The organism is Dehalococcoidia bacterium, from assembly GCA_025054935.1.
Classification (GTDB): Bacteria; Chloroflexota; Dehalococcoidia; order SpSt-223; family SpSt-223; genus JANWZD01.
Window position 1 is genome coordinate 1 of record JANWZD010000005.1, and the last position, 21,703, is coordinate 21,703.

At 70.1% G+C, this 21,703-nt stretch carries 18 protein-coding genes; 8 read left to right on the forward strand and 10 right to left on the reverse strand.

Translation table 11 applies throughout. The features are described from left to right. Positions 1 to 505 precede the first annotated feature (505 nt). The 7 genes from NZ773_07345 to NZ773_07375 all read right to left on the reverse strand — a co-directional run bounded on the left by NZ773_07345 (position 506) and on the right by NZ773_07375 (position 8,323). Positions 506 to 2,299, reverse strand: a complete 1,794-nt coding sequence (locus NZ773_07345) for a transglycosylase SLT domain-containing protein (GenBank protein MCS6801740.1) — start codon at positions 2,297 to 2,299, stop codon at positions 506 to 508. Continuing rightward, positions 2,296 to 2,946 carry a hypothetical protein gene (locus tag NZ773_07350; protein MCS6801741.1) on the reverse strand — a complete coding sequence of 217 codons (651 nt, stop codon included), beginning with the start codon at positions 2,944 to 2,946 and terminating at the stop codon, positions 2,296 to 2,298. Before NZ773_07350 ends, NZ773_07345 begins: the two co-directional genes overlap by 4 nt. Before the next feature lie 5 nt (positions 2,947 to 2,951). After that, positions 2,952 to 4,925, reverse strand: coding sequence for a hypothetical protein (locus NZ773_07355; protein MCS6801742.1), 1,974 nt, complete (start codon positions 4,923 to 4,925; stop codon positions 2,952 to 2,954). Between the two features lie 76 nt (positions 4,926 to 5,001). Next, entirely contained in the window at positions 5,002 to 5,622 is a 621-nt protein-coding gene (locus NZ773_07360) for a hypothetical protein (protein ID MCS6801743.1), read from the reverse strand. A 99-nt stretch (positions 5,623 to 5,721) separates the two neighbouring features. Beyond that, on the reverse strand, positions 5,722 to 6,651 hold the full coding sequence (locus NZ773_07365) for a phage major capsid protein (protein MCS6801744.1): 930 nt from the start codon (positions 6,649 to 6,651) through the stop codon (positions 5,722 to 5,724). Between the two features lie 33 nt (positions 6,652 to 6,684). Continuing rightward, complete coding sequence (locus NZ773_07370) at positions 6,685 to 7,014, reverse strand: hypothetical protein (protein ID MCS6801745.1); 330 nt, start codon at positions 7,012 to 7,014, stop codon at positions 6,685 to 6,687. Beyond that, positions 7,001 to 8,323 (reverse strand): phage portal protein, encoded by a 1,323-nt coding sequence (locus NZ773_07375; protein ID MCS6801746.1) that lies wholly within the window; start codon positions 8,321 to 8,323, stop codon positions 7,001 to 7,003. Before NZ773_07375 ends, NZ773_07370 begins: the two co-directional genes overlap by 14 nt. A gap of 118 nt (positions 8,324 to 8,441) precedes the next feature. On the opposite strand from NZ773_07375, the gene NZ773_07380 reads away from it, so the two are divergent. From NZ773_07380 to NZ773_07390, 3 genes are all read left to right on the forward strand, one after another. Beyond that, positions 8,442 to 9,107: a hypothetical protein gene (locus NZ773_07380; GenBank protein ID MCS6801747.1), complete on the forward strand. Its 666-nt coding sequence runs from the start codon at positions 8,442 to 8,444 to the stop codon at positions 9,105 to 9,107. Positions 9,108 to 9,580: 473 nt separating this feature from the next. After that, positions 9,581 to 10,036: an Ohr family peroxiredoxin gene (locus NZ773_07385; GenBank protein ID MCS6801748.1), complete on the forward strand. Its 456-nt coding sequence runs from the start codon at positions 9,581 to 9,583 to the stop codon at positions 10,034 to 10,036. Between the two features lie 161 nt (positions 10,037 to 10,197). Beyond that, on the forward strand, positions 10,198 to 11,142 hold the full coding sequence (locus tag NZ773_07390; protein ID MCS6801749.1) for an FAD-binding oxidoreductase: 945 nt from the start codon (positions 10,198 to 10,200) through the stop codon (positions 11,140 to 11,142). 57 nt (positions 11,143 to 11,199) lie between these two features. Here the strand turns inward: NZ773_07390 and NZ773_07395 are convergent, their stop codons facing one another. Together NZ773_07395 and NZ773_07400 are read right to left on the reverse strand one after the other, a co-directional pair. Further along, positions 11,200 to 12,003 carry a creatininase family protein gene (locus tag NZ773_07395; protein MCS6801750.1) on the reverse strand — a complete coding sequence of 268 codons (804 nt, stop codon included), beginning with the start codon at positions 12,001 to 12,003 and terminating at the stop codon, positions 11,200 to 11,202. 42 nt (positions 12,004 to 12,045) lie between these two features. After that, positions 12,046 to 13,455, reverse strand: coding sequence for an FAD-dependent oxidoreductase (locus NZ773_07400; GenBank protein ID MCS6801751.1), 1,410 nt, complete (start codon positions 13,453 to 13,455; stop codon positions 12,046 to 12,048). A gap of 286 nt (positions 13,456 to 13,741) precedes the next feature. Between NZ773_07400 and NZ773_07405 the strand changes: the two genes are divergently transcribed. Beyond that, the gene (locus NZ773_07405) at positions 13,742 to 15,694 is read left to right on the forward strand and encodes a putative cobaltochelatase (GenBank protein MCS6801752.1); all 1,953 of its coding nucleotides are present in this window, start codon (positions 13,742 to 13,744) and stop codon (positions 15,692 to 15,694) included. Positions 15,695 to 15,775: 81 nt separating this feature from the next. Here NZ773_07405 and NZ773_07410 read toward each other — a convergent pair whose 3' ends face one another. Then, positions 15,776 to 17,359 carry an ABC transporter substrate-binding protein gene (locus NZ773_07410; protein ID MCS6801753.1) on the reverse strand — a complete coding sequence of 528 codons (1,584 nt, stop codon included), beginning with the start codon at positions 17,357 to 17,359 and terminating at the stop codon, positions 15,776 to 15,778. Between the two features lie 216 nt (positions 17,360 to 17,575). Here NZ773_07410 and NZ773_07415 point away from each other — a divergent pair, with 216 nt between their 5' ends. The 4 genes from NZ773_07415 (at position 17,576) to NZ773_07430 (ending at position 21,701) form a co-directional block, all read left to right on the forward strand. Further along, positions 17,576 to 18,982 carry a hypothetical protein gene (locus tag NZ773_07415; protein ID MCS6801754.1) on the forward strand — a complete coding sequence of 469 codons (1,407 nt, stop codon included), beginning with the start codon at positions 17,576 to 17,578 and terminating at the stop codon, positions 18,980 to 18,982. A 145-nt stretch (positions 18,983 to 19,127) separates the two neighbouring features. Then, positions 19,128 to 19,925, forward strand: coding sequence for an SDR family oxidoreductase (locus NZ773_07420; GenBank protein MCS6801755.1), 798 nt, complete (start codon positions 19,128 to 19,130; stop codon positions 19,923 to 19,925). A 303-nt stretch (positions 19,926 to 20,228) separates the two neighbouring features. Next, on the forward strand, positions 20,229 to 20,927 hold the full coding sequence (locus tag NZ773_07425) for a phosphoribosyltransferase family protein (protein ID MCS6801756.1): 699 nt from the start codon (positions 20,229 to 20,231) through the stop codon (positions 20,925 to 20,927). Positions 20,928 to 21,290: 363 nt separating this feature from the next. Next, on the forward strand, positions 21,291 to 21,701 hold the full coding sequence (locus NZ773_07430) for an archease (protein MCS6801757.1): 411 nt from the start codon (positions 21,291 to 21,293) through the stop codon (positions 21,699 to 21,701). Positions 21,702 to 21,703 lie beyond the last annotated feature (2 nt).

The following is a 21,703-nucleotide window of genomic DNA, read 5'->3' on the forward strand; positions in this document are numbered from 1 at the left end:
TGGTTGGCACGTTGAGCCGACAGCCGCCAAGGTCGCGGGGCCAGCCACGATCGGGATTGCCGCGCCCGTCGCTGCGCTCCGGGCTCGCAATGACGCCGTCTGTCGACGAGATGACGATTGGCAGCGCTCTTGCAGCGCCTGTCGCTGCGCTCCAGGCTCGCAATGTCGCCTCAATCCAGCGGCCACGACCATCGCTACCCCCTTCGTCATACGCGCAATGACGGCGTGACGCGCAGCCCTCGGCGAGGCACACTCCTCACTGCCTACAACGGCGACCGTTCGCACTGCTCCGGCTGCACCCTCTCCAGAACGGCTCCATCCCTCGATGCGCTCACACCGGCAGAAATGCGCCACGACTCATCGGGATCGCCGCGCCCGTCGCTGCGCTCCGGGCTCGCAATGACGGGAGTGAAGGAGCATCGCGCGCGCTGGCGGGATGAAGGACCACCACCCGCACTATTGCTCTTCGCCTACGCAAGACCGCCGCGCTGTCCAGCAACGGCCCTCACGTCAGGCCCAGCTCGTCCTTCAGCGCGATCACCGCTGCTCGCAGCTGCCAGGCCTGCGCGTTCCGGCCCTCGCCGAGCAGTGCCTCCGACACGCCCCAAATTGCATCCAGTTGGACCCGCACAGGGCTGGGCGGAAAGAGATTCGCCGCCCGATACTCCGCCGCCTTTGCGAGCACCGGCCGGACATAGCGCTCCGCCACCCGGCCGCCGAAGAGCGCCTGCCAATCCCCTTTGACGCGGCGAAGCGCCGGACCGCCGGCGTTGTGCGCCGCAATCGCCGCTTCCACCGAGCCGAATTCATCGCGGTAGGCGCGATGGGCGCGGATACCTACCTCCAGATTGCGCTCCGGGTTCTTCCGCTCCTCAACCGACATCCCGAAGCCAAGCCCCTCATCGTGCAGTTGGAGCAGCCCCACCGAATGCCCGTCGTCGCCCACCGCGTCCGGACGAAAGCCGCTCTCGATCCAGCACATCGCCGCGATGATGTACGGGTCGACGCCGTAGCGCTCGCACAGCCGCGCGATCTGGGCGCGGATCTCCTCCGGGATCACCGTCTCCTCCTTCCACTCCCCGCGTACCGCCTCGCGCAGCGGCGCAAGCCCCTCCGCCGGCAGCACAAACGGCTCCCAGCGCGGGTCGGCCGTCCCGAGAATGAACAGGCAGCACGCCTCGACCCGTCCCGTGGCGGCAAGGCGGCGGAGCAGCCGCGCCGTCCGAGCGACCCGCTCCTCCGCGCTGATCCCGTCGCTGCTGTCGCCCGCCTCGGCGACAAAGAACGGCTTGCCGTAGTCAAACGCCAAGAAGCGCAGCGCCACGCTGAGGTCGCCTTGGCCATAGGCGTGGACCCCAATCGCGTCGAAGCGGCTGATCACCGGCCGACCGGCAGCGTGCCATCCCTCTTCCCCTTGGGCAGCCGCGAACGGGGGCGAAACGAGCCGCGCCCGTTCGCCAAAGAGCACTGCCAGCGCCGACCGCGCCAGCTCTAGCCGCTCGAAGTAGCAGGACGGGACCGGCCGCCCGTGGAGGTTCGGCTCGCTATCGGGGATGAGGACAACCGGCGGCGGCGCGCCCGCCGCGAGCAGCCGCTTCGCCGCCGCGCTCAGGCGCTGGACCGTCGCCGCCCAGTCGCGTTCGAAGTCGCCATCCGCGTCCGGCCGGATCGCTACCCGCACGCCGCGCCGGACCAGCCCGTCAAGCGTCCGTTCTCCATCGGCCGGGTCGAGAACGTGATACGGCCGGATTTTGGCGATCGTCGCCCCGAGGGCGTCGAAGCGTCGCCACTCCTCGGGATGCACCGCCGGCCGGTTCGGCAGCTCCCAGCCGAGCAGCAGCACTCCCGCTGCCGGCGCTCCAGACGACGAGGGCGCATCAGCGCGCCGCCATGTGACCTCGAGCGTCTGGTAGCGATTGTCCGCCTCCGCCGGCGGGCCGTCTGCTAGGCCGAGCGCCAGCCCCAAGCCGTGCACAGCCTGTCCTCCGCCGACCGGCTCGACCGACCACGGTCCCGGCCCGTGCGCCGGGTCATAGGCGCTTCCGCTGTTCACCGGCAGCTCCGCTTGCCCGCCGTCGACCGGCGATTCGATCGCCAGCCCGCCGACCGACCGCCAGAGGACACCGCTCGGCGCCTCGCCGACAAACCGCGCCCGCAGCAGCGGCCGGCCGTGGACCTCGCGCAGCGCCACGACGCGCCATGGGCCGGGCCGGTCGTCGATCCGCACCCGATAGCGCGAGAGCAGCCATGCGGCGGGAACCCGCTCGCCGCGCCAGGTCCAGCCCTCGACCCCGCTCATGCCTCGATCCAATGCGCCCACAGCTCCGGCGACCACGCCGAGAAGCTGAACACCGGCACGCTTCCTCCGCTGTCCTGCACCACCCGTCCCTCGAGATACTCTCCCGCCGAGAACAGATAGTCCCCGCTCACTACGGGGATCTGGGTCTGGGTTCCCCCCGGCCGCGGCGCCACGACCACCGTCGCGATCACGAGCGCCCCATTCACCCACAGGCTCGCCCCGCGCACCGACCCTGCTCCGGTCGGCTCATCGAAGCTCGCCGCAAACCCCACGTGATACCGCCCCGCCGTCTGGATCGTCAGCCGCGTCGGCGCTTCCGCGCTCCACATTCCATCGGTGTCGTAGCGCGCAACATCAAATGCCAGCGCCGTCTGCGTCCCGCTTGGGATCGGCTGGCTCGTCGTCCGCCGCACCCGGCACATCGGCCGCCGCCGTGCCGCCAGCGATGCAATCACGCACCGCTCGCTCGCCACCAAGGCGTCCCACACCCCCACCACCACCTCATCCCCCGGCTTCAGCTGCCACGCCGCCAGATGCCGCGCCACCGCCACGCCGCTCTGCACCCCGCTCAAGCTCCGCTCAAGCCGCACCGTCGCCGTGTAGGTCGCCGCGTCAAAGCTGACCACCACCGCCCGCTCCAGCTCCATCGCCCTCACACCGCCCCAAGCTCCAGTTCCTGCCAATACCGCTGCCGCCCTTTCCACCGCTCCAGCCCAAACGTCACCGCCCGCACCCGCCGCCGCGTCCCGCTCCGCCCCACCCGCCCATGCGTCACCGTCACCACATCCCCCACCTGCGTCCCGACGTTCGGTGCGCTCACCAGCACCTCGCGCCCTGCCCGCAGCACCGCCCCCCGCACGATCGCGGCCGCCCGGGCCCCCGCTTCGCTCGCGCTCGCTACCGACCGGTCCGCTACCACCCAGCCGCCATCCCCCCACACCGCCACCGCCTCATCCTCCTGCGCCTGGCCGACGTGCGCCCCCGTCACCACCCGCACAAACGCCGGCTCCACCGCCCCCGCTTCCCGCACATACTCCGCCACCGGCTGCTCGCCCGGTCCTACCGTCTCGTCCCCCGCTCGATAGCTCCACGTCGACCCATCGCTCTCCTGCGGAAACCGAGAGGCCACGCCAAAGCCATCCGGCAGCAGCCAATCGCGCCCCAGCCCAATCAGCCGCCGCGCCGCCGTCAGCCCATCCGTTCCCGGCAGCACGGTGAATGCCGGCGTCAGCCCCGCAAACTCCGGGCTCAGCGACCACGCTCCATACGCGAGCCCCGCCAGCCGGCACAACTCGCCCACGATCGCCGGCGCCGGCGACCCGCTCCACACCAGTTGCCGCCGCGGCCGCCACCGCCTCAGCAGGCCGAGGGCGTCCGTTCCCTCTATCTCCACCACGCTCCGCCCATCTCGCCGGTCCACCACCCGCACCGCCTCCGCCCAATAGACTGCCGGCGGCCCGCTCAGCGGAAACTCCGTCCCTGCCGTTGTCCGGTATCCGGCGTCCAGCGCAATCTCCCCGCCCACGGGCAGCGCCTCCACCAAGGCGCCGTCGCTGTTGTCCAGCGTCAGCCGGCACTCCCCCGGCAGCGACCACCGCGCTGCCACCACGCGGCTCGAATAGTCCGTCCCCGCTGCGTCCGGCACGACGGCCCGCCGCACCAGCCCCGGGTGGCAGAGATACGCCCACGTCCCGTCCCACGCCAGCGCCGCTCCTGCCAGCCGCCCCATTGTCACCGGAACGGGATCGCGCCAAGCGTTGTCTGACCACAGCGCATTCCGGACCAAATAACTCATCAGGGTCAGCGCATATGCCCCGCTTCCGCTCCACCGCTCGACCAGCGTCACCCGCACCCGATCCAGCAGCCCAATCGCCGGCGAGCGAAACGCCACATTCCCATCCCCCGCCGTCAACACCCGCGCTGCCTCCCAGCTCCCCAGCGCCAGCGCCCCGCCGTCGCCCCAGCGCAGTGTCCAGACCGCTGGCCTTCCCGCCGCTGTCGTCCCCGTTACTGCTACGCACCAGTCCGCCTCGTCGTGACACGCCCCCACCCCGCTGATGCTCCCGAACGCCGTCGGGCAGGCGCTCACCGCCCCCCAAACCCCGCCCGTCTGCCGCGCCGCCTTCAGCGTCGCCCCGTCCGCAAAAAAGACTGCCCGGTCCCCATTGCTCCGCTGCGCTGCCCCAACCGCTCCCAGCGCCCCTGCAGCAGTCGCCGCTGTCGCCCACCCCGACCAGCTCGCCCCGCTGTCTGCCGTCGTCCGCGCCCGCACGCTGCCGCCTTCTCCGTCAACCGCGATCATCCCAAAGACGCCGCTCGTCCCCACCGCACAGCCAATCCCGCTCACCGCGCCCGTCGCCACGCCGGTCCAGTTCGACCACGGCGCGCCCGCCGATGGCGCCGCGATCACCTGCAGGTTCACCGTCCCCGCCGATGCCCGATAGGCGCGCAGCAGCGCCCCGTTCCCAAAGCAGCCCGCCCCGTGCGCCGCATCCGGCTCGCCGCCGGCATAGAGCGTCTCGGTGAAGCGCAGCCGCCGCACCCCCCCAAAGGCATCTCGCCAGAGCAACGAGAGCGCCGGTTCGCCATCCAGCGCCCGGCACGCCGCCGCCAATGTTGCGCTCATCGTCCGCATCCGCGCCCTCCCGCGCCCGCCCAGCAGCACTGTCCCCGGAGCAGCCCCCCGCCGCGCTGCGTCTCCCTCACGGTCCGGCATCCCGCGACTGGCTCGGCAGCAGTCCTGCCGGCAGATACAGCCGGCGCGACCGCAGCGCCCGCCGCCGCCGGTCAAGCCCCTGCCGAAACTCCTCGAGCGCCATCGCTCCCCAGCGGCGGTAGCGCTCCGCCGTCTCCTCGCCGCCCGCCGTCACCCGACCGATCGCGTAGTTCGCCCATTCCAGCGCCGCGTAGCCTGCCGCGCCTCGGCAGACCAGCTCTTCATCGCGTGTCGGCAGCGTCGAGCCATCCACCGCATGCACCGCCAGCCAGTAGATAGCGGCCGGCGAGCCATCCGCCGTCGCCGCGGTCAGCAGCGTGAGCGTCGTCTGCCAGAGCGAAAAGCGGACATAGCGCGGCGGCCACTGCCCGGCCGGCCATTCCACCGCTTCCACCCGCACCAGGTCGGCAAGCGTCCCGACCGCGATCTCGCGGCTGCCCGCCGTTGTGGGAAGCATCGTCTTCATCTCGCGCGGCGCCGCGAGCGAGTACTCGCGGATCGCCCGCTCGAGGTGGCGCTGCAGGTGGGCATCCGACCAGCGGTACGGCGCCACCTCATCGTTCAGGTCCTGACGCATCCGTGCCAGCAGAACTGCGAGCGTTGCCATCTCAGCGGCTCCTCGACCTCCACTCAGAACGCGGCGGGGGCGGCGGCGCGAGGGATGAGCTCGCGGCTTGGGGATACGCCGCCGCCCCCAGACAGACGGCTAGGCGACCACCGCTGCGCCTGAGATGCCGTCGATCTTGGCGAGACAGAGCGTGCTGAACGCCGCCACCGCGCAGTACCACTTCACCCGGAAGCGGCGGGCGTCCTTGCTCTCCAAATGCCCGATATCCTCGACAACAATCCCGTCGCTCCCCTCCAGCCCGGCAAGCGCGTCCTCGCCGAACTTCAGGGCAAAGACCGAACTCGACGCGCCGCCCGTCTTTGCGCTGTAGCTGCCGCCCGTAATCGCTTCGGTGTCGGTCAGAAAATCGGAGACGAAGATCGGCACGCCGTTGTACGAGGCGATGCTCTCGCCGAACGCCGAGTAGCTGACGACAAACGGCGAATTGGCTGCGCGGGCATACTGGCTGATCAGCCGCCGCGTCCGCCGGCTCATCAGGATGAGATCCGGCTTGCCCGGCCGGATCAGGTCGAGAAGCGCGTCCATGTTCGCCAGCGAGAGCGCCGCCGGCGTTGTTCCCGTGCCTTGATGGATCTGCTGCGCGGCCGGCGTCAGCTTGTGCAGCCCGTCGAACTGCTTGCTGTTCACCGTGCTGTCGCCGTAGAGGAAGGTGTCTTCAAACGCATGAGCGACCGCTTTCGCCTTCTGCTCGATCACCGTCACGAGCAGGTCCTGGAGGTTGCTCCGCGTCTTGGCGAGAAAGTTGTCGACATCGGCGTCGCCGCCGAGGATCTTCAGCGTCGCCGTCAGCTGGGTGAAGGTCGGCGTCCCCTCGCTCCACGTGTCGCCCACGTCATAGAAGTCCGCCGACGGCAGGGCGTTCTCGCGGTTGTAGGTCAGCCCGTTGCCGAGCACCGTGATGAACGGCAGCCGCGCCAGCACCGGGCTCTCTTTCACCACCGTCTCGATCACCCCGGCGCGCAGCGTATCGTTCGAAAGCTTTGCCGCTTCGGCAAGCGTCAGCGCCATCTTGCTCCTTTCTGAGAACCCGTGCCCCGCGCTCTATCGTCCGAGCCCGTAGGCGATCTTTTCGCGCGGGGAGAGCGCCGCCGGGTCGACCGGGGTCCGAGCGAGCGCCGCCGGCACAACCTCGCGCGCCGCCTCGCTCCGCACCCGCTCGCGCACCTGGGCGACGATCGCCCGCGCCCGCTCGACGCTGGCGTCGATCTCGGCCACCGTCTCGCCGACCACCAGCTCCGGCGGCAGCAGCGGGTCGGCCGCCAGCCGCGCCTGCCGATAGGCCGCGACCGCCGCCGCCAGTTCGCGCCGCAGCGCCTCCTCGGGCGCCGGCTCGACCGGCATGGCCATCCCGCTCACCTCATGCTCCTCCATCCTCTGCTCCTTTCCGCGCCGGAACGGCGCCGCGTTCTCGTTCTTCTTCCAGCCAGCGCGCGAACTCCCGCTCCGGGTCCGCCGTCCCCAGCCGCGCCATCGCCCCGCGGCGCGAGCGCAGTCCGCTCGCTACCGCCGCCTGCTCGTCGGCCAGCTGCCGGCTGGCGTCGCGCGGGGTCACCGCGCCCCAGACCACCCGCGAGCGGTAGGGGGCGAAGCGCCCGCCGCCAAAGCGCTCGAGCAGCCGCAGCGCCATCGCGTTCCGCCGCCGGTAGACGGCGCTGCGCAGCAGCCGTTTGCGCGCCACCTTCTGCAGAAGCGGCTGGAGCTCGATTTCGAGGGCGACGCCCGCCAAGGCGCGGCTGTTGTCGCCGAATGCGGTGCGCGGCGTCTCGGCCAGGTCGTGCAGCGCCCGGTAAAGGGCGTTCAGATAGTCGATGTGGAGGCCGACGCCGCCGCTGCCCAGCAGGTCGAGGATGTAGGCGCGCGCCCGCTCCGGCAGCTCCCACACCGCCCCCGGCCCGATCGCGATGTCTTCCGCCCGGTCGACGTTCTCCAGCACCGCGATCGGATTGCCCGACAGCTCCAGCAGCCGCGACAGCTGCGTCAGCGCTCGGTTCAGCTCCCGCGCCGGCTCGAGGATCGGCGCAAGGTCCGAGACGCCCCAGCGCTGCTTCGGCGCCCGCAGGTTCGGAAAAACGACGTAGGGGATGAAGCCGTACGGGTTCGGCCCGCGCCGCGCCAGCCGGCCATCGACAACCAGCGCGAAGGTGTCGTCGGTCCAGACCTCGACCGCGCTCTCGCCGCTCGGCAGCAGCGTGCGGTTCGCCAGCGTCGCCGGCCGCCAGGGATCGTCCGGCCGCGGCCAGATCCAGATCCCCTGCACGTCCGGCGCGCTGATCCGCACCTCGCCCGCCTCGACATCCCACGTCACCTTATACGCGCCGTCGCCGAGCACAGCGGTGTCGATCTCGGTGTCGAAATCGAGCGCGTCGAGGTCGTTCGCCTCCGCGATCCGCGCCAGCGCCGCCTCCGCCTGCCGCGCCGCCGCCACCGACCCCGGCCGGTCGTCCTCCGGGTCGACCACCATCAGACGGTCGGCCATCAGGTAGGAGGTGACCTTCTCAACCAGCACCTTGGCGTAGTTGAGCGTCAGCTGGCGCTCACCGCGCCGCGCCGGTTCGCGCCACTGCGCGCCCCGGTAGAACTCGAGCAGCTCGCGATAGCCGCGCAGCCGCTCGCGGTCCCGGGTCGCCAGCTGCGCTACCAGCGCCACCTCATCCATTGCCGCCTCGCTGGAAAAGAACATCCGTTCTATATCCGTTCGGCCGCTCGCGCAAAACGGTATGACGCCGCAATTTCCGGTATCGTTGTCAGGGCAGGGATGCGCCGGCGGAATGCCGGAAGAAGAGAAGAAAGGACAGCCGATGCAAAACGGACCGCGCGACCCCGAGCAAGACCGCCGCGCCGCTGAGGCGACCGCCGACCTTGCCGCCGAAGCCGCCATCGAAGGGATCAGCGACGTCGAAAGCGCCCTCGATGAACTCGCTGTTGCCGAAGAACTCGCTACCCTCAGCGAACTGACCGCCCAAGCCGGCGCCGCCGATGTCGAGCAGGGCGCCGCGATGCTCGATGTTTCCGAGGAGATCGCCGACGCCAGCGCCATCCTCCGCCAGATGAGCGCCGAGGACCTCACCCGCGGCTTGGACCTTGCCGCCATGGCCGGCCAACTCCGCGTTATCAGCGACCTCGTCCACGCCGGCGGGATGCCCGCTCTCGCCGACGCCATCCACCAGATCGGTGCCCGGCTTCACCGTGTCGCAACCGGCGACCTCCTGCAATCGCGCAGCACCACCGACCTCGCCAATGCCCTCGACACCACCAGCCGCCACGCCGCTGATCTCGGCGCCAACGAAGCGAAAGAGGGGCTCGCCCGCCTCGCCCTCGCCCGCGAAATGGCGACTGTCAGCGACGCCATGGCCGCCGCCGGGGCGGACCGCCTCGCCGAAGGGCTAGCGAGTGTCCGCGCCGCCGACGAGCTCGCCGCCGAAGCGGACGCCCTCCGCCGCTCGCCGCCGCAATCAGCCCCGTAGCCACAAGGAGTGCCCGCTTCCCCGCGCCCGAGGCGCCGCCTCACGACCAAGCAGAACCGCCGCGCCGAGAGGCGGGGCAGACGGAGCGCCAGGACCGCGCGCCCTTCGGCAGGCGGAATGGCCCCCTTGCCCCGGCGCGCTCGTTTCCGCGCGCCGCCGAGAACAGCGGCGCGAACGTGCCGGTCTCTGCCGCCGGCGCACCCTGCTTCTTGCCCTCGGCCAAGCGACACGACGAGGCCGCCGACACGGAGGCAGGGCATTCTGAAGCCAGAGAGGGCGACGGGGTCACCTCCCGGCCGCCCCGCCGCCAGCCCCACCGTTCGCCAAGCGCCGTCCTGTGCTCGATCTTGTCGGGGGTGTGCCGATTTGACAGCGCCCGCATCCTCGCGAAGAATGGCCGGGCGCGAGGGACGGCTCGGTCCCTCGCGCCCGCTGCCGACCGGCGAGCGCATTCCAGTCTAAGGAGAGCCAGGGTGACCCAAGAGAAGAAAATCCTCTACACCGCCAGGGTCAAGGTAACCGGCGGCCGCGGCGGCGTCGGCCGGACCGAAGACGGCAAATTCGAAGTGCAGCTCAAGCCGCCAGTCGAGTTCGGCGGCCAAGGCGACGGCGCAAACCCCGAGCAACTGTTCGGCATCGGCTACGCCGCCTGTTTCGAGAGCACGCTCCGCGCGCTCGCCCGCCGCGCCCAGCTCGACCCGAAAGGCACCGCGATCGACACGCGGGTCCACATCGTCCCGCGCGAGGACGGACCGGGCAACACCCTCGCTGTCGAGATGGACGTCGCGATGCCGAACGTGGCCGACCCGGCCGCAGGGGCCGACCTGATCCGCCAGGCCCATCAGACCTGCCCCTATTCCAACGCCACCCGCGGCAACATCGATATTCGCTTCACCATCAACGGCCACCCCGTCGACCTGACAGCCTGAGCCCCCACTGACCGAGCCGCGCCGGCAGGCCGAGCGCGCTGGCGCGGCAAGCAGCAACGGTCGCTCTTGCCTCGTGAGCGCCGCCGCCCAGCGGCGTGCGTGTCTCTGGTACGCTACATATCCCGCCGCACTCTCCTATTCTCCTTTTCGCTCGGAGCAGTATGGACAGCGTGTTTGACATCGCCATCTGCGGCTCAGGACCGATCGGCGCGGCGACGGCCTACGCCCTCCGCGAACGGACTGACCTCGCGATCGCCGTCGTCACTCGCGACCCCGCCGACGACCCTAACCACGAGGCTGCCTATCGCTGGGCCGGCGGCGCCGTCCGTCTCGCTTGGGATGACCCGTGGAAGCAGTCCGCCGTTCAGGAAACCGCTGCCCTCGCCCGTCAATTCGCCGCTGAGGGTGTCGCGCTCGACTTTGTCGAGAACGGCTACCTCTTTCTCAATCGTGGCGAAGCTGTCCCTGGCGTCAATCTCGCCGGAGCAAAGCTGGTGCGGGAGATCCTGCGCCGCGCCGGCGAGGCCGGTATTCACCTCCACAGCGAACGCGACATCGCGGCGATCGCGCCCGAGGGCGACAGCTATCGGATCGTCACCTCCGCCGGCGACCTCGTCGCCCGCCGCGTCCTCCTTGCCCTCGGCGCGGCCAACTCCCGCTTCCTGCCCGATTACCCGGTCGCCTTCGAGAAGCGCCAAGTCTTTCTTCTCGACCTCCCGGTCGAGGGAGGTCGCGCCAAAATGCCGCACCTCGTCGTTCCTCTCGCGGGCGGGGTCGTCTACTGCTTCGTCAAGAACGTCGCCGGCACCCTCCGCCTCGTCGTCGGGCAGGAGGATATCTTCGCCCATGAAGAGACACCCGGCCCGGAGAACTACTTCCCTGCCCTCCTCGCGCGCGGGCTCGCCGACCGCCTCCCCTTTCTCGCTGACGCCCATGTCCTCGACATCCTCTGGGGCTTCGACGCCAAAGCGAAATCCCTCTCGCTCGTGAGCCACGACAACCGGCTCTTTGCGGCGAACTGCGGCTCCGCTGTCCGCGCCGCAGCGCGCATCGGCGTCGAGGTCGCCGAGCGGCTGGTGGCGAGCCTCGTCCCCGAGAACGCGTGAGGGAACGACGGCAGCGCGCAGGGCAGGCCCGCCGACTGCCTGCCGCTCCAACCGCGTTCAGGACGCTGAGCCGCCCGCGAAGAACACCTGCTCAATGATGTCCGCCGCCCAAGCAGCATTGCGCTCGTACGCCTTTTCGCCCGTTGCCGCCTCCCCAAGCCGCGGGTCGCCCACCACCCCGCCCGGAGCAAAATCCTCCCAGCGGCCGGCGAACACCCGGACGCCCGCTCCAAAAGTGAACGGTCGGGGGGTGCTCAGCGGCGCAACGAACGCCGCCCGCTCAAGATGGACGAGATGCGGATGCGTGACCAGCACCTTCGACGTCTCGCCTTCCGCGCCGTGATGGTCGAGCGCCGGATTTTTCAGGATCTCCGCGCGGTAGGAGCGCTGATAGGGCAGCGGATCGAGGAAGATCACCGGGCAGCCCCGCTCGCGGTGGATCTCCTCGCCCGCAATCAGCATCGCGCTCCCATTGCCGCCGTTGGCCGAGAGCAGGACGAAGCGCCGGAACCCCTGATGGTACAGACAGCCGATGATCTCCTTCATCACGGCGATGAACGTCGCGTTGCTCAGCGTCAGCGTGCCGGGGAAATTCAAAAAGCCGTCCGACCGGCCAAGCGGAAAGGCATAGCCGACCGCCTGATAACCGCGCTCCGCTAGCACCCGCAGGAGACGCCGCGTCGTCTCCTCCCCGATGTACCAGTCGGTTCCGAGCGGCAGATGGGCGCCGTGCTGCTCGATCGCGCCGGTCGTCAGAATAGCGACATCGGTCCGCTGGAGCGCGTCAGCAACTTCCGCTGTCGTCATCTCTTCAAGGAGCTTCGGTCCGCGCGCAGTTGTGGGGATCGGGAGCGCACCCATACCCCTTCTCCTCTCGTTTCCTCTCGTTTCAGTCGCTCCTCCCTACCCGGCGCCGAGGAAGCCGAGCGAAGCGGCTGCATGCCGGCCCGCGAGGTAGCCGTAGCCGAGTGCCGTCAGCAGCCCATTGCCCGAGAGATATCCGCCTGCACCATGCCCAGAGATGCCTGCCGCCACGCCGCCGCCAGCATACAGGTTCGGGATCGGCGTGCCGTCCGCTCGGAGCACCCGCGCCTCGCGGTCAACGACCAGCCCCCCTTGGGTATGCAGCAGCGCCCCCGTCACCCGGATGCCGAAGAACGGGGGCTGCAGGTCGGCAAAGGTCCGCCGGCCAAACCGGTCCCGGCCCGCCTCTCGTCCCCGCCGATAGTCCTCAAGTGTCCGCGCTAGGGCCGCGCCGTCGAGGCGAAACGCCGCGCCGAGCGCCTCGATCGTCGGCGCCTGCTTCACCAAGCCCGCCTCGACGCATGCCCGATAGTCCGGAAACGCTCGGCCGAGCCGATGGAGACGCGCGTCGTACACCACGACCACCGTCCTGCCCGGCTGCGCCAGCACGTCGAGGGCGTGCTCGGAGTAGCCGCGCGTCTCGTCGGCAAAGCGCTCACCCCGAACATTGACATGGAAGCCGCCCTCCATCGTGATCGAGTAAGAGACGAGAACCTCTCCCGGCTGGGCGACGGTTGCGTGCAGCTGATAGGAGTCCATGAACGCCACCTGCGCCCCGAGCGCCATTCCCCACTGGATCCCCTCGCCGGTCGAGCCGGGCCCCCCGAAGTAAAGGGCGTCCGCCGCCTCCGGACAGAACTCCCGCACCATCGCCGCGTTCGCGCCAAAACCGTTGCAGGCGAGGATCACCTTCCGCGCCCGCACCAGTTCGCGCCGGCCGCTGTCGGCCACCACCCCGACGACCGCGCCCGATTCAGCCGCGACAAGGTTTTCGACCCGCACATCAGGCACATACTGAATAGTCGGCACTTCCCGCGCCGCCCGCTTCAGGTCCGCCAGCAACGCCGCCCCCGTGCGCTCGGGCGGGCAGTGCATCCGATACTGGGTGTGGCCGGGATAGAGAAAATCGGTCGCCAGTTCGAGCCGCACGTGGTGGCGTTCGGTCAGCCAGTCCACCACGCGCGCCGCTGTCCGTGCCAGATGGAGCGTCTGCTCCGGGTCCGACTGGCCATGGTTCTTGGCAAGGATGTCGGCGGCGAACTGCTCGGGCGTCTCTTCGATCCCTGCCGCTCGCTGCAGCCGCGTCCCCGCAGCTGGGATCATCCCGCCGCTGCGCGCCGTGTTCGCCACCGGCCGATGGTCGCGGTCAAGCAGCAGCACCGACGCCCCGCGCTCTCCCGCCGCCAGCGCCGCCGTCACCCCGCAGCCGCCCGCGCCGACCACCACCACATCGGCCTCGACATCCCAGCGCGACACCCCCTCAGCAGGAACGACCGCCATCACCTCCATACGCTCCTCCCTCTCGCGGGGAGTCTATCCCCAACTGACCTGCCGCCGTGTCCCGCTCGACCACCGATGCGTCTGCCGCCTCCGGCGCGAGCGCGCGCCTCTGCTCGTGCGGCAGGGGATATCGTCTCCTGACGGTCACGCTCAAGGCGAGGACGCGCTCCCCGCGACACCGCCGGACGCCCCCGGCACGCCTCACCGCGCGAGTGCCGGCCGCGCTCGCCCGTCGGCCGCAGCGCAGCCCGTCAGCTGTGGACTCCCGCCGCCGCATCCGTCACACTCCCAAGCGATGCACGCCTACCCCTTCACTGCCATCGTCGGACAAGAGCCGATGCGGCTGGCGCTGCTCCTCAACGCCGTTGACCCCGCCATCGGCGGCGTCCTCATCCGCGGCGAAAAAGGCACCGCCAAGTCGACGATGGCGCGCTCCCTCGCCGCGCTGCTTCCTGACCAAGCGGTCGTCGAAGGCTGTCCCTTCCGCTGCGCCCCCCCCGATCTCTGCGCCGAGCACGCTGCGCGCGCTGCTCGCGGCGAGGAGCTGCCGCTCGTCACCCGTCCCGTTCCGGTGGTCGAGCTGCCGAACAACACCACCGAGGACCGCCTCGCCGGCACGCTCGACATCGAAGCGGCGCTGAAGCGGGGCGAAAAACGGTTCCAGCCCGGCCTGCTCGCCGCCGCCAATCGGGGCATCCTCTACGTCGACGAGGTCAATCTCCTGCCCGACCATCTCGTCGACCTGCTGCTCGATGCCGCCGCCATGGGCGTCCACACCGTCGAGCGCGAGGGGATCTCCTTCCAGCATCCTGCCCGCTTCATTCTCTTCGGCACCATGAACCCTGAGGAAGGCGAGCTCCGTCCGCAGCTCCTCGACCGCTTCGGCCTCTGCGTCGAGGTCACCGGCCTGCGCGAGATCGACGCCCGCGTCGAGGTGATGACGCGGCGCGCCGCCTACGACGCCGACCCCGAGGCGTTCTGCGCCCAGTGGCGCGACGCCGAGCGCCGCGAGCGGGAACGGATCGTCGCCGCCCGCGCCCTCCTGCCGGAGGTCGTCGCCAGCCCCGACATCCTGCGGCGCATCGCCGCAATCGCGCTCGCGGTCGGCGTCGACGGCCATCGCGCCGACCTCGTCATGCTGCGGACCGCCCGCGCCCTCGCCGCCTACGAAGGCCGCCGCGAGGTTACCGCCGACGATGTCCGCCGCGCTGCCGAACTCGCGCTCCCGCATCGCCTCCGCCGCCTCCCCTTCGACGAGCAGCGGAGCGAGCAGCGGCTGCGCGACGCTCTCTCCCAGGTCGACCAACCGCCTCCGCCCAGCGAGCCGTCACCCCCTGACCACCCCGATAGCGGCAGCCCGCCATCCGACGCGCCATCCGCTCCTCCAGCAGCCAGCGATGAGCCCGCCGCTGCCGAGCGCCGCGCCGAGCCTGGCGCGCCGATCCCGCTCCCGGCCCTCACGCTCGAGCGTGACCGGCTCGCTCGCTCTGCGTCCGGCCGCCGCCACCCCTCCCTCTCGGACGACCGGCGGGGGCGCGTCGTCCGCGCCGCTCTCCCCGACAGCCCAACAAGCGATATTGCGGTGATCCCCACCATTCGCGCCGCCGCCAGTCACCCCCCCGCGGCAGATTCGCCTCTCGCCGTCACGGTCACGCCGAGCGATCTGCGCCGCAATGTCCGCCGTACCACAGTCGGCGTCGCCATCCTCTTCGTCGTCGACGCCAGCGGCTCGATGGGGGCACGGCGGCGGATGGAAGCCGCCAAAGGTGCCGCCCTGACCCTGCTGACCGACGCCTACCAGCGCCGCGACCGCGTCGGCCTGATTGCCTTTCGCGCCAAAGGCGCCGAGGTGCTGCTTCCGTTCACCGACAGCGTCGAGACTGCCCACGCCCGCCTGCGCGAGCTGCCGACCGGCGGCCGCACCCCGCTCGCCGCCGGTCTTCACGCCGCGCTCGACCTGATCCGCCAGCAGCGCTTGCGCGACCCCGCTCTGCCGATCGTGGTCGTTCTCATTACCGACGGCAAGGCGAATGTCCCCTTGGAGACCGACTCGCCCCTCGACGAGGCGCTCGCCCTTGCCGCCCGCTTCGCTCAGCCCGGCCTCACCACTCTTGTCCTCGACACAGAGAACGACCCCATCTCCTTCGGCCTCGCGCGCCGCCTCGCTGACGCCGCCGGCGCGCAATACCTCCGTCTTGCCGACATCTCCGCCGACAGCGTCGTCCGCTCGCTCGACGCGGTCCGCTGACAGCGCTCTGTGAGGTGGCGCAGACATGACAACGCCCCCGCTTCGGGCGAAGCGAGGGCGAGCGGCACGCGAACAGCCGCGCTACTGAATCTTGTAGACCGTGTCGAAGCCGTAGAAGATCGGCACCGGAAATTCGACGCCGCGGATCTTGGGCGTGTGCGCGATCTGCACCGGCGTCGCCACCACGTAGATCGCCGGCACGTCCTCGCGCTGAATGCGGTTCGCCTCGTGGAGCAGCTGCTGCCGCCTCACGGGGTCGGGTGTTGCCAGCGCTTCATCCATCAGCCTGTCCCACGCGGGGTTGCACCAGAAGAGGGCATAGGCCGGCTCCGCCACCGGCTTGCCGCAGCCGTAGATCGAGCGGATCGTCGAGCCGAAGCCGTTGGCATCGCTCGAGGCGTGCGCCCAGAGGTCGCCGCGCATCTTGCCGCCGGTTGCGCGCGTCCGGTCATCATACTCGCCCGACTCGAGGAAGTTGATGTCGAACTCGACGCCGATCTCCTTCAACTGGCCCTGGATCGCCAGCAGCAGATCGCGATAGCCGTGCGCCATCGATGTATCAAGCCCCGCCGGCAGTTTGAAGCCGTTCGGATAGCCCGCCTCGGCGAGCAGCCGACGCGCCTGCGCCGGGTCATAGGGGATCGGCCGCACCGATTCGTCGAAGTAGGGGCTGCCGGGCAACGCAACCTGGCTGATCGGCACCGCTGTTCCCTTGTACAGGTTCTTGGCGATCGACTCGCGATCAATCGCGTAGTTCAGCGCTAGGCGCACCCGCTTATCCTTCAGCGGCGTGTTGCGCGCTTCGGCGACCCCCTGCGACATCGACAGCAGCACCACCGCTCCCGGCTGGCTGAGCACCGTGATGCCAGCGCGCATCAGCGACTCGGCAATATCGGGCGGGAAGCTCGTTCCCGCAGCGAGATCGAGCTCGCCCGTCCGCAGCCCGTTGGCGCGCTGCGCCGCCTCCGGGATAGTGCGGAAGACGATCTCGTCGTTCTGCGGCTTGCGGAAGGCGTGGGGCTCCGACCGCTTGCGGTAGCGAATGAAGTCCCCCGGCCGGTATTCGGCCACCTCATACGGCCCGGAACCGATCGCTCGGTCGCTAAAAGCGTCTGCCCCGATCTCCTCGTAATACGCCTTCGGGATGATCCAGAGATAGGCGCCGCCGTTTGGAATTGCCATGTCCGGCTGACGCGTCGTTACGGTCACTGTCCAGGGGTCAACTGCTGTCGCCTCCGTGACCGATGTAAAGAACCCGATCGCCGGCCAGCGGCTCCGAATCACCTGCATCAGCGAGAACGCGACATCCTCGGCCGTGAGCGGCTGACCGTTCCAGAATTTCACATCGCGGCGGAGATTGAAGGTCCATGTCCGGCCGTCCGGCGAGACCGACCAGCGCTCGGCGACCGACGGCTTCACTTCGTATTTCGGGCCAAACTGCGTCAGGTTGTCATACATCGGCCAGTAGAGGAACGGCGCCGGCGGCAGCGCTCCCCGCGGGCTGAGCGTCGACATCGAAAACGCTGTGCCAATCTGGATCACCTGCTGCGCTGCCCGCGTCTCCACCGCCGGCTGAGCAGGCGCACCGGTCTGCGCTGGCGCCGTGGCAGGTGCGCACGCCGAGGCGCTGATCGCCAGAACGAGCGCGGCGCGAGGCCACCTCATCGCTTCCCTCCCGGAATTCTTTTTTTCAGGCGGCGCCCCTCCTCCCCTAGGGTCAACCACCTGACAACAGTCCAGCAATGCATCATACGAGCTTCGTGTACGAAATTCGAGATTTCTCTCCGCAGTCGGCCGCCGGTTTGCGCTCTGCCGCTTTGCGCATCCGCACCGTTCTCGTCGCGCAGCACTTCTGACTGCGTTCGCGCCAAGGAGCTGTCTATGTCGATGCCCTCCCTTCACCCCTACCAGCGCGAGCCGCTGCGCGCCATCCTGCGCAGCGTTCTCCGCCGCGAAGGCCACACGTTCAGCATCATGATGAGCCGCCAAGCGGGTAAGAACGAGCTTTCGGCGCAGCTCGAAGTCGGCCTGCTGGTCCGCTTCGCGGCCCGCGGCGGCGACGGGGTCAAGGCGAGCCCCACCTTCCGGCCCCAGACGCTCACCTCGCTCGCCCGGCTGATCGCCCGTCTGCGCGACGCCGGCCTCGGGCAGCTCTGGGTTCCCGAATATGGCCAGACGGTCCGCCTTGGCCGCGCCCGGATGCGCTTCTTCTCGGCCGCTCCCTCCGCCAATGTCGTCGGTGCGACCGCGAGCCTGATCCTCGAAATCGACGAAGCGCAGGCGGTCGATGCCGAGAAATACCAGAAAGACTTTCGGCCGATGGCTGCCGCCGCCAACGCCACAACCGTCCTCTACGGCACCGCGTGGGACGGCGCGACCCTGCTCGAACGTGCCAAAGAAGAGCATCTCGCCCTCGAACGGCGCGACGGCATCCGCCGCCACTTCGAGTACGACTGGGAGACCGTCGCGGCCGTCAACCCCGACTATCGCCGGTTTGTCGAAGCGGAGCGCGCCCGGCTCGGCGAAGACCATCCCCTCTTCCGCACCCAATACGCCCTCCGCCCGCTCGCCGGCGACGGGCGCGCCTTTCCCCCCGCCGCGCTCGACGCGCTGCGCGGCGATCACCCGCTCCAGACCGCGCCAACGCCCGGCCGCCGTTACGTCGCCGGCATCGACCTCGCCGGCGAAGCCGAGACCGAGGAGGCACGCCCCTCCCGCCGCGATTCGACCGTCGTCGTCATCGGCGAGGTTGTCGCCGCCGACACGCCGCCGGGGCTCGACGGGCTGCGCGCTGCCGCCTTTCCGCCCCGCCTGCGCGTCGTCCACCTCCGCATCTGGACCGGCGAGCGCCACGCTGCGCTCTTTGCCCAGCTTGTCCGCCTTTTGCGCGAATGGGAGGTCGCTCGCGTCGTCGTCGACGCCACCGGTGTCGGCGCGGGCGTCGCCTCGTTCTTGCGCGACACCCTCGGCGCGCGCGTCGAGCCGTTTCACTTCACAGCCGCGAGCAAGAGCGACCTCGCCTTCCGGCTGCTCGCTGCCGTTCCCGCTGGCCGGCTCGCCCTGCCCGCCGGCGACGCCCCGGAGCTGCGCCGGGCGTGGCGCGAGATCGCGCTCGCCCGCACCGCTAGCCGCCCCAACGGTCTGCTTGCGCTCTTTGTCGATCCTGCCGAGGGCCACGACGATGTTCTGATGGCACTCGCCCTCGCTCTCTACGCCGCTGAGGAGGCGCGTCCCCGCGCCGCGCGCGGCCGCACCGGCATCTCCGCCCTGCCGTCAGCGCAGCCGTAATGCGCCGCGGCCGCGTTGCCCGGAGCGGGGAGTGAGCCCCGCCAGGCGAAGTGGCTGAGTCACCCGATCAAGAGAGGACATTCGGCACGTGCCCCCGCCCTTCCGCCGCCGTATCGTGCAAGCGAACTCCCGAGGAGGTTGGGTCATGCTCTCGCTTGCCGAGTTGTTCTCGCTGGCTGGCAAAAGTGCCATCGTGACCGGCGGCGCAAAGGGGATCGGCCAAGCAATCGCCGCGCGCCTCGCCGAAGCCGGTGCTGCCGTTCTGCTGACCGATATCGACGAGCCCGCCGCGCATCAAACCGCCGCCGAGATCCGGGCGAGCGGCCGAACCTGCGAAGCGATGGTCGCCGACGCGGCCAACCCGGACCACGCCTACGAGGCCGTCCGCCGGGCGACCGAGCGCTTCGGCCGGCTCGACATCCTCGTCAACAACGCCGCGATCTTCCCCTTCACCCCCGCCCTGCAGATCACGCCGGAGCAGTGGGATCGCGTTCTCAACACTAACTTGCGCGGGCCCTTCTTCTTCGCCCAAGCTGCCGCCAAAGCGATGATCGCAGGCGGCCATCCCGGCCGGATCATCAACATCGCCTCGATTGACGCGCTGCACCCGACCGGCGCTCTTGCGCACTACGATGCATCAAAAGGCGGGCTGGTGATGCTGACGAAGTCGCTCGCGCTCGAGTTGGCACCCTACGGCATCCTCGTCAACGCGATCGCGCCGGGCGGGATCGCGACGCCGGGCGCGGCGGCTGCCGCTCAGAGCGTCGCCCAACTGAGCGGCAGCGCGGAACAAGCCGCGAGCCGATTTCTCGAGCGGCTGCCGCTCAAGCGCATGGGGGAGCCCGATGAAATCGCGCGCATCGCCCTCTTTCTCGCCGGCCCCGCGGCCGACTACATCACCGGCGAATTGATCGTGGCGGACGGCGGCTATCTCTTGAGCTAGCCGCGCAGGTCGGTCTGGCGCAGCGAGAACGCCATCTCATCCGTGCCCCCGCACCCCTCAGAGCCGGCCGCCGCGCCCGAGCGTCCGCCGGCTCCAGAAGGCGGCATGCACACGATGAGCAGCGTGAGCAAGAGCGGTCACGCTGCTCGCGCAGCGCGAGGCCATCAACACGCGCGCCTCCGCTGAACAGCAAGGCAGTCTGTCACGTCGATGTCGCGCGAGGAGGCCCGTTGCCACTACCATTTGGATTGAACGGAGTCGGCACGGCGCAGGGATCAGCGGCGTCGGCTGGAGAGGTGATCGATGGATTCTCCCCACGTTGAGCCAAGCGGTCCTCGTTTCTCGCCCCTTCGCGACCGGCAGAGCGCCGGTGCGCAGTTGGCGACCGCGCTCGCAAGCTATGCGAAAGATCACCCTGTCGTGCTGGCAATCCCGCCGGGAGGCGTCCCTGTCGCCGCCGAGATCGCCCACCGGCTCGGCGGGGAACTGAACATCATTGTGGCGCAGCCGATCACCGCGCCGGGCAACGAGGCGGTGATCCTCGGTGCGGTCACGGCGAGCGGCGAAAGCGCGCTGAACGACGAAGCGATCGCCGGACTTGGCGTGTCGGAGGCGTTCGTCCAGCGCGCAATCGCCCAAAGCCGCGCCGACGCCCAGCGGCGGGAAGAGCAGATCCGCGGTGCCCTGCGCCCCCCCGTCGTGCGCGACCGTACGGTTATCATTGTGGATGACGGCGTGGCGACCGCCGCCCCACTCTTGGCTGCCGTCCGCGCGGTGCGCCAGTTCCATCCCGCTCGCGTCGTCGTCGCCGTCCCCGTCGGCGAGCCGAAAGCGTGCCGCCATCTCGAAGGGGTCGCCGACGACGTCCTCACGCTGGTCCAGCCCGCGCCCTTCCACCGCGTGGCCGACCACTACCAGCGGTTCGACCGCCTGACCGATGCCGACGCCGCCGCCCTCGTGCGGGAGCATGCCCACCCGCGAAGCGGCAACCCAACTGCATAGGCCGCCAGCCCCCGCGGAGCAACGAGGCACTGGCAGGCGAACACGCTGCGGTCTGCCGGCCGCTCGTCGCGATGCCTGCATGGCGATCGGCGGGCATGCTGCTCCGGGATAACGGGCGACCGCCGAAGCCAGAAGCGCGCCGGTAACGAGCGCGGGAGACTAGGCCGTCCCGGGGCAGCGGAGGCACGTCGTCGCGTTCCGCTGACGGCACGCTCACCTCGGCGCCATCCCCGGGGAGCGCTTCAGCCGGCGGCAGCGGCCGGACGAGGGCGACCAGCGAGCGGAGGGGAGGAGTAAGGCAGCGCCGCTGCCCGAACGCCTGCGGACGCCGAGAGGGCAGCAGGCCGAACCCGCTGGTGCATGATGCCGAACTACGCTTACTTTGACCACGACGCCGATGTCGGGATCATCGGACGGGGCGACCGCCTCGAAGACGCCTTCGTGGCTGCCGCCGAAGGCATGTTCGCCCTGATGGTGAACCTCGACGACATCCGGCCGGCAACAACGGTCCGCTTCGCCTTCGACGAGCCGGACCCTGAACTGGCGCTCGCGGTCTGGCTCAACCGGCTGCTCGCGGAGGCCCGCGCCGCCGGTCTCATCTTCGGGCGCTTCCGCCTCACCCGCGAGAATGGCCGCTGGGTCGGCGAAGCCAGCGGCGAGCCGTGGCGAGCCGACCTCGAACGCGGCGTGGAAGTGAAGGGCGCGACCCTGACCGCGCTCGCCGTCGAGCAGCGCAATGGACTGTGGGAAGCACGCTGCGTGCTCGATGTCTAGGA

Bases quoted from the DNA above. Each gene is read 5' to 3' on its own strand.
- NZ773_07345 (MCS6801740.1), bottom strand. From the start codon at position 2,299: ATGAGCGGGGTCGAGGGCTGGACCTGGCGCGGCGAGCGGGTTCCCGCC.
- NZ773_07350 (MCS6801741.1), bottom strand. From the start codon at position 2,946: ATGGAGCTGGAGCGGGCGGTGGTGGTCAGCTTTGACGCGGCGACCTAC.
- NZ773_07355 (MCS6801742.1), bottom strand. From the start codon at position 4,925: ATGAGCGCAACATTGGCGGCGGCGTGCCGGGCGCTGGATGGCGAACCG.
- NZ773_07360 (MCS6801743.1), bottom strand. From the start codon at position 5,622: ATGGCAACGCTCGCAGTTCTGCTGGCACGGATGCGTCAGGACCTGAAC.
- NZ773_07365 (MCS6801744.1), bottom strand. From the start codon at position 6,651: ATGGCGCTGACGCTTGCCGAAGCGGCAAAGCTTTCGAACGATACGCTG.
- NZ773_07370 (MCS6801745.1), bottom strand. From the start codon at position 7,014: ATGGAGGAGCATGAGGTGAGCGGGATGGCCATGCCGGTCGAGCCGGCG.
- NZ773_07375 (MCS6801746.1), bottom strand. From the start codon at position 8,323: ATGTTCTTTTCCAGCGAGGCGGCAATGGATGAGGTGGCGCTGGTAGCG.
- NZ773_07380 (MCS6801747.1), top strand. From the start codon at position 8,442: ATGCAAAACGGACCGCGCGACCCCGAGCAAGACCGCCGCGCCGCTGAG.
- NZ773_07390 (MCS6801749.1), top strand. From the start codon at position 10,198: ATGGACAGCGTGTTTGACATCGCCATCTGCGGCTCAGGACCGATCGGC.
- NZ773_07395 (MCS6801750.1), bottom strand. From the start codon at position 12,003: ATGGGTGCGCTCCCGATCCCCACAACTGCGCGCGGACCGAAGCTCCTT.
- NZ773_07400 (MCS6801751.1), bottom strand. From the start codon at position 13,455: ATGGAGGTGATGGCGGTCGTTCCTGCTGAGGGGGTGTCGCGCTGGGAT.
- NZ773_07405 (MCS6801752.1), top strand. From the start codon at position 13,742: ATGCACGCCTACCCCTTCACTGCCATCGTCGGACAAGAGCCGATGCGG.
- NZ773_07410 (MCS6801753.1), bottom strand. From the start codon at position 17,359: ATGAGGTGGCCTCGCGCCGCGCTCGTTCTGGCGATCAGCGCCTCGGCG.
- NZ773_07415 (MCS6801754.1), top strand. From the start codon at position 17,576: ATGTCGATGCCCTCCCTTCACCCCTACCAGCGCGAGCCGCTGCGCGCC.
- NZ773_07420 (MCS6801755.1), top strand. From the start codon at position 19,128: ATGCTCTCGCTTGCCGAGTTGTTCTCGCTGGCTGGCAAAAGTGCCATC.
- NZ773_07425 (MCS6801756.1), top strand. From the start codon at position 20,229: ATGGATTCTCCCCACGTTGAGCCAAGCGGTCCTCGTTTCTCGCCCCTT.
- NZ773_07430 (MCS6801757.1), top strand. From the start codon at position 21,291: ATGCCGAACTACGCTTACTTTGACCACGACGCCGATGTCGGGATCATC.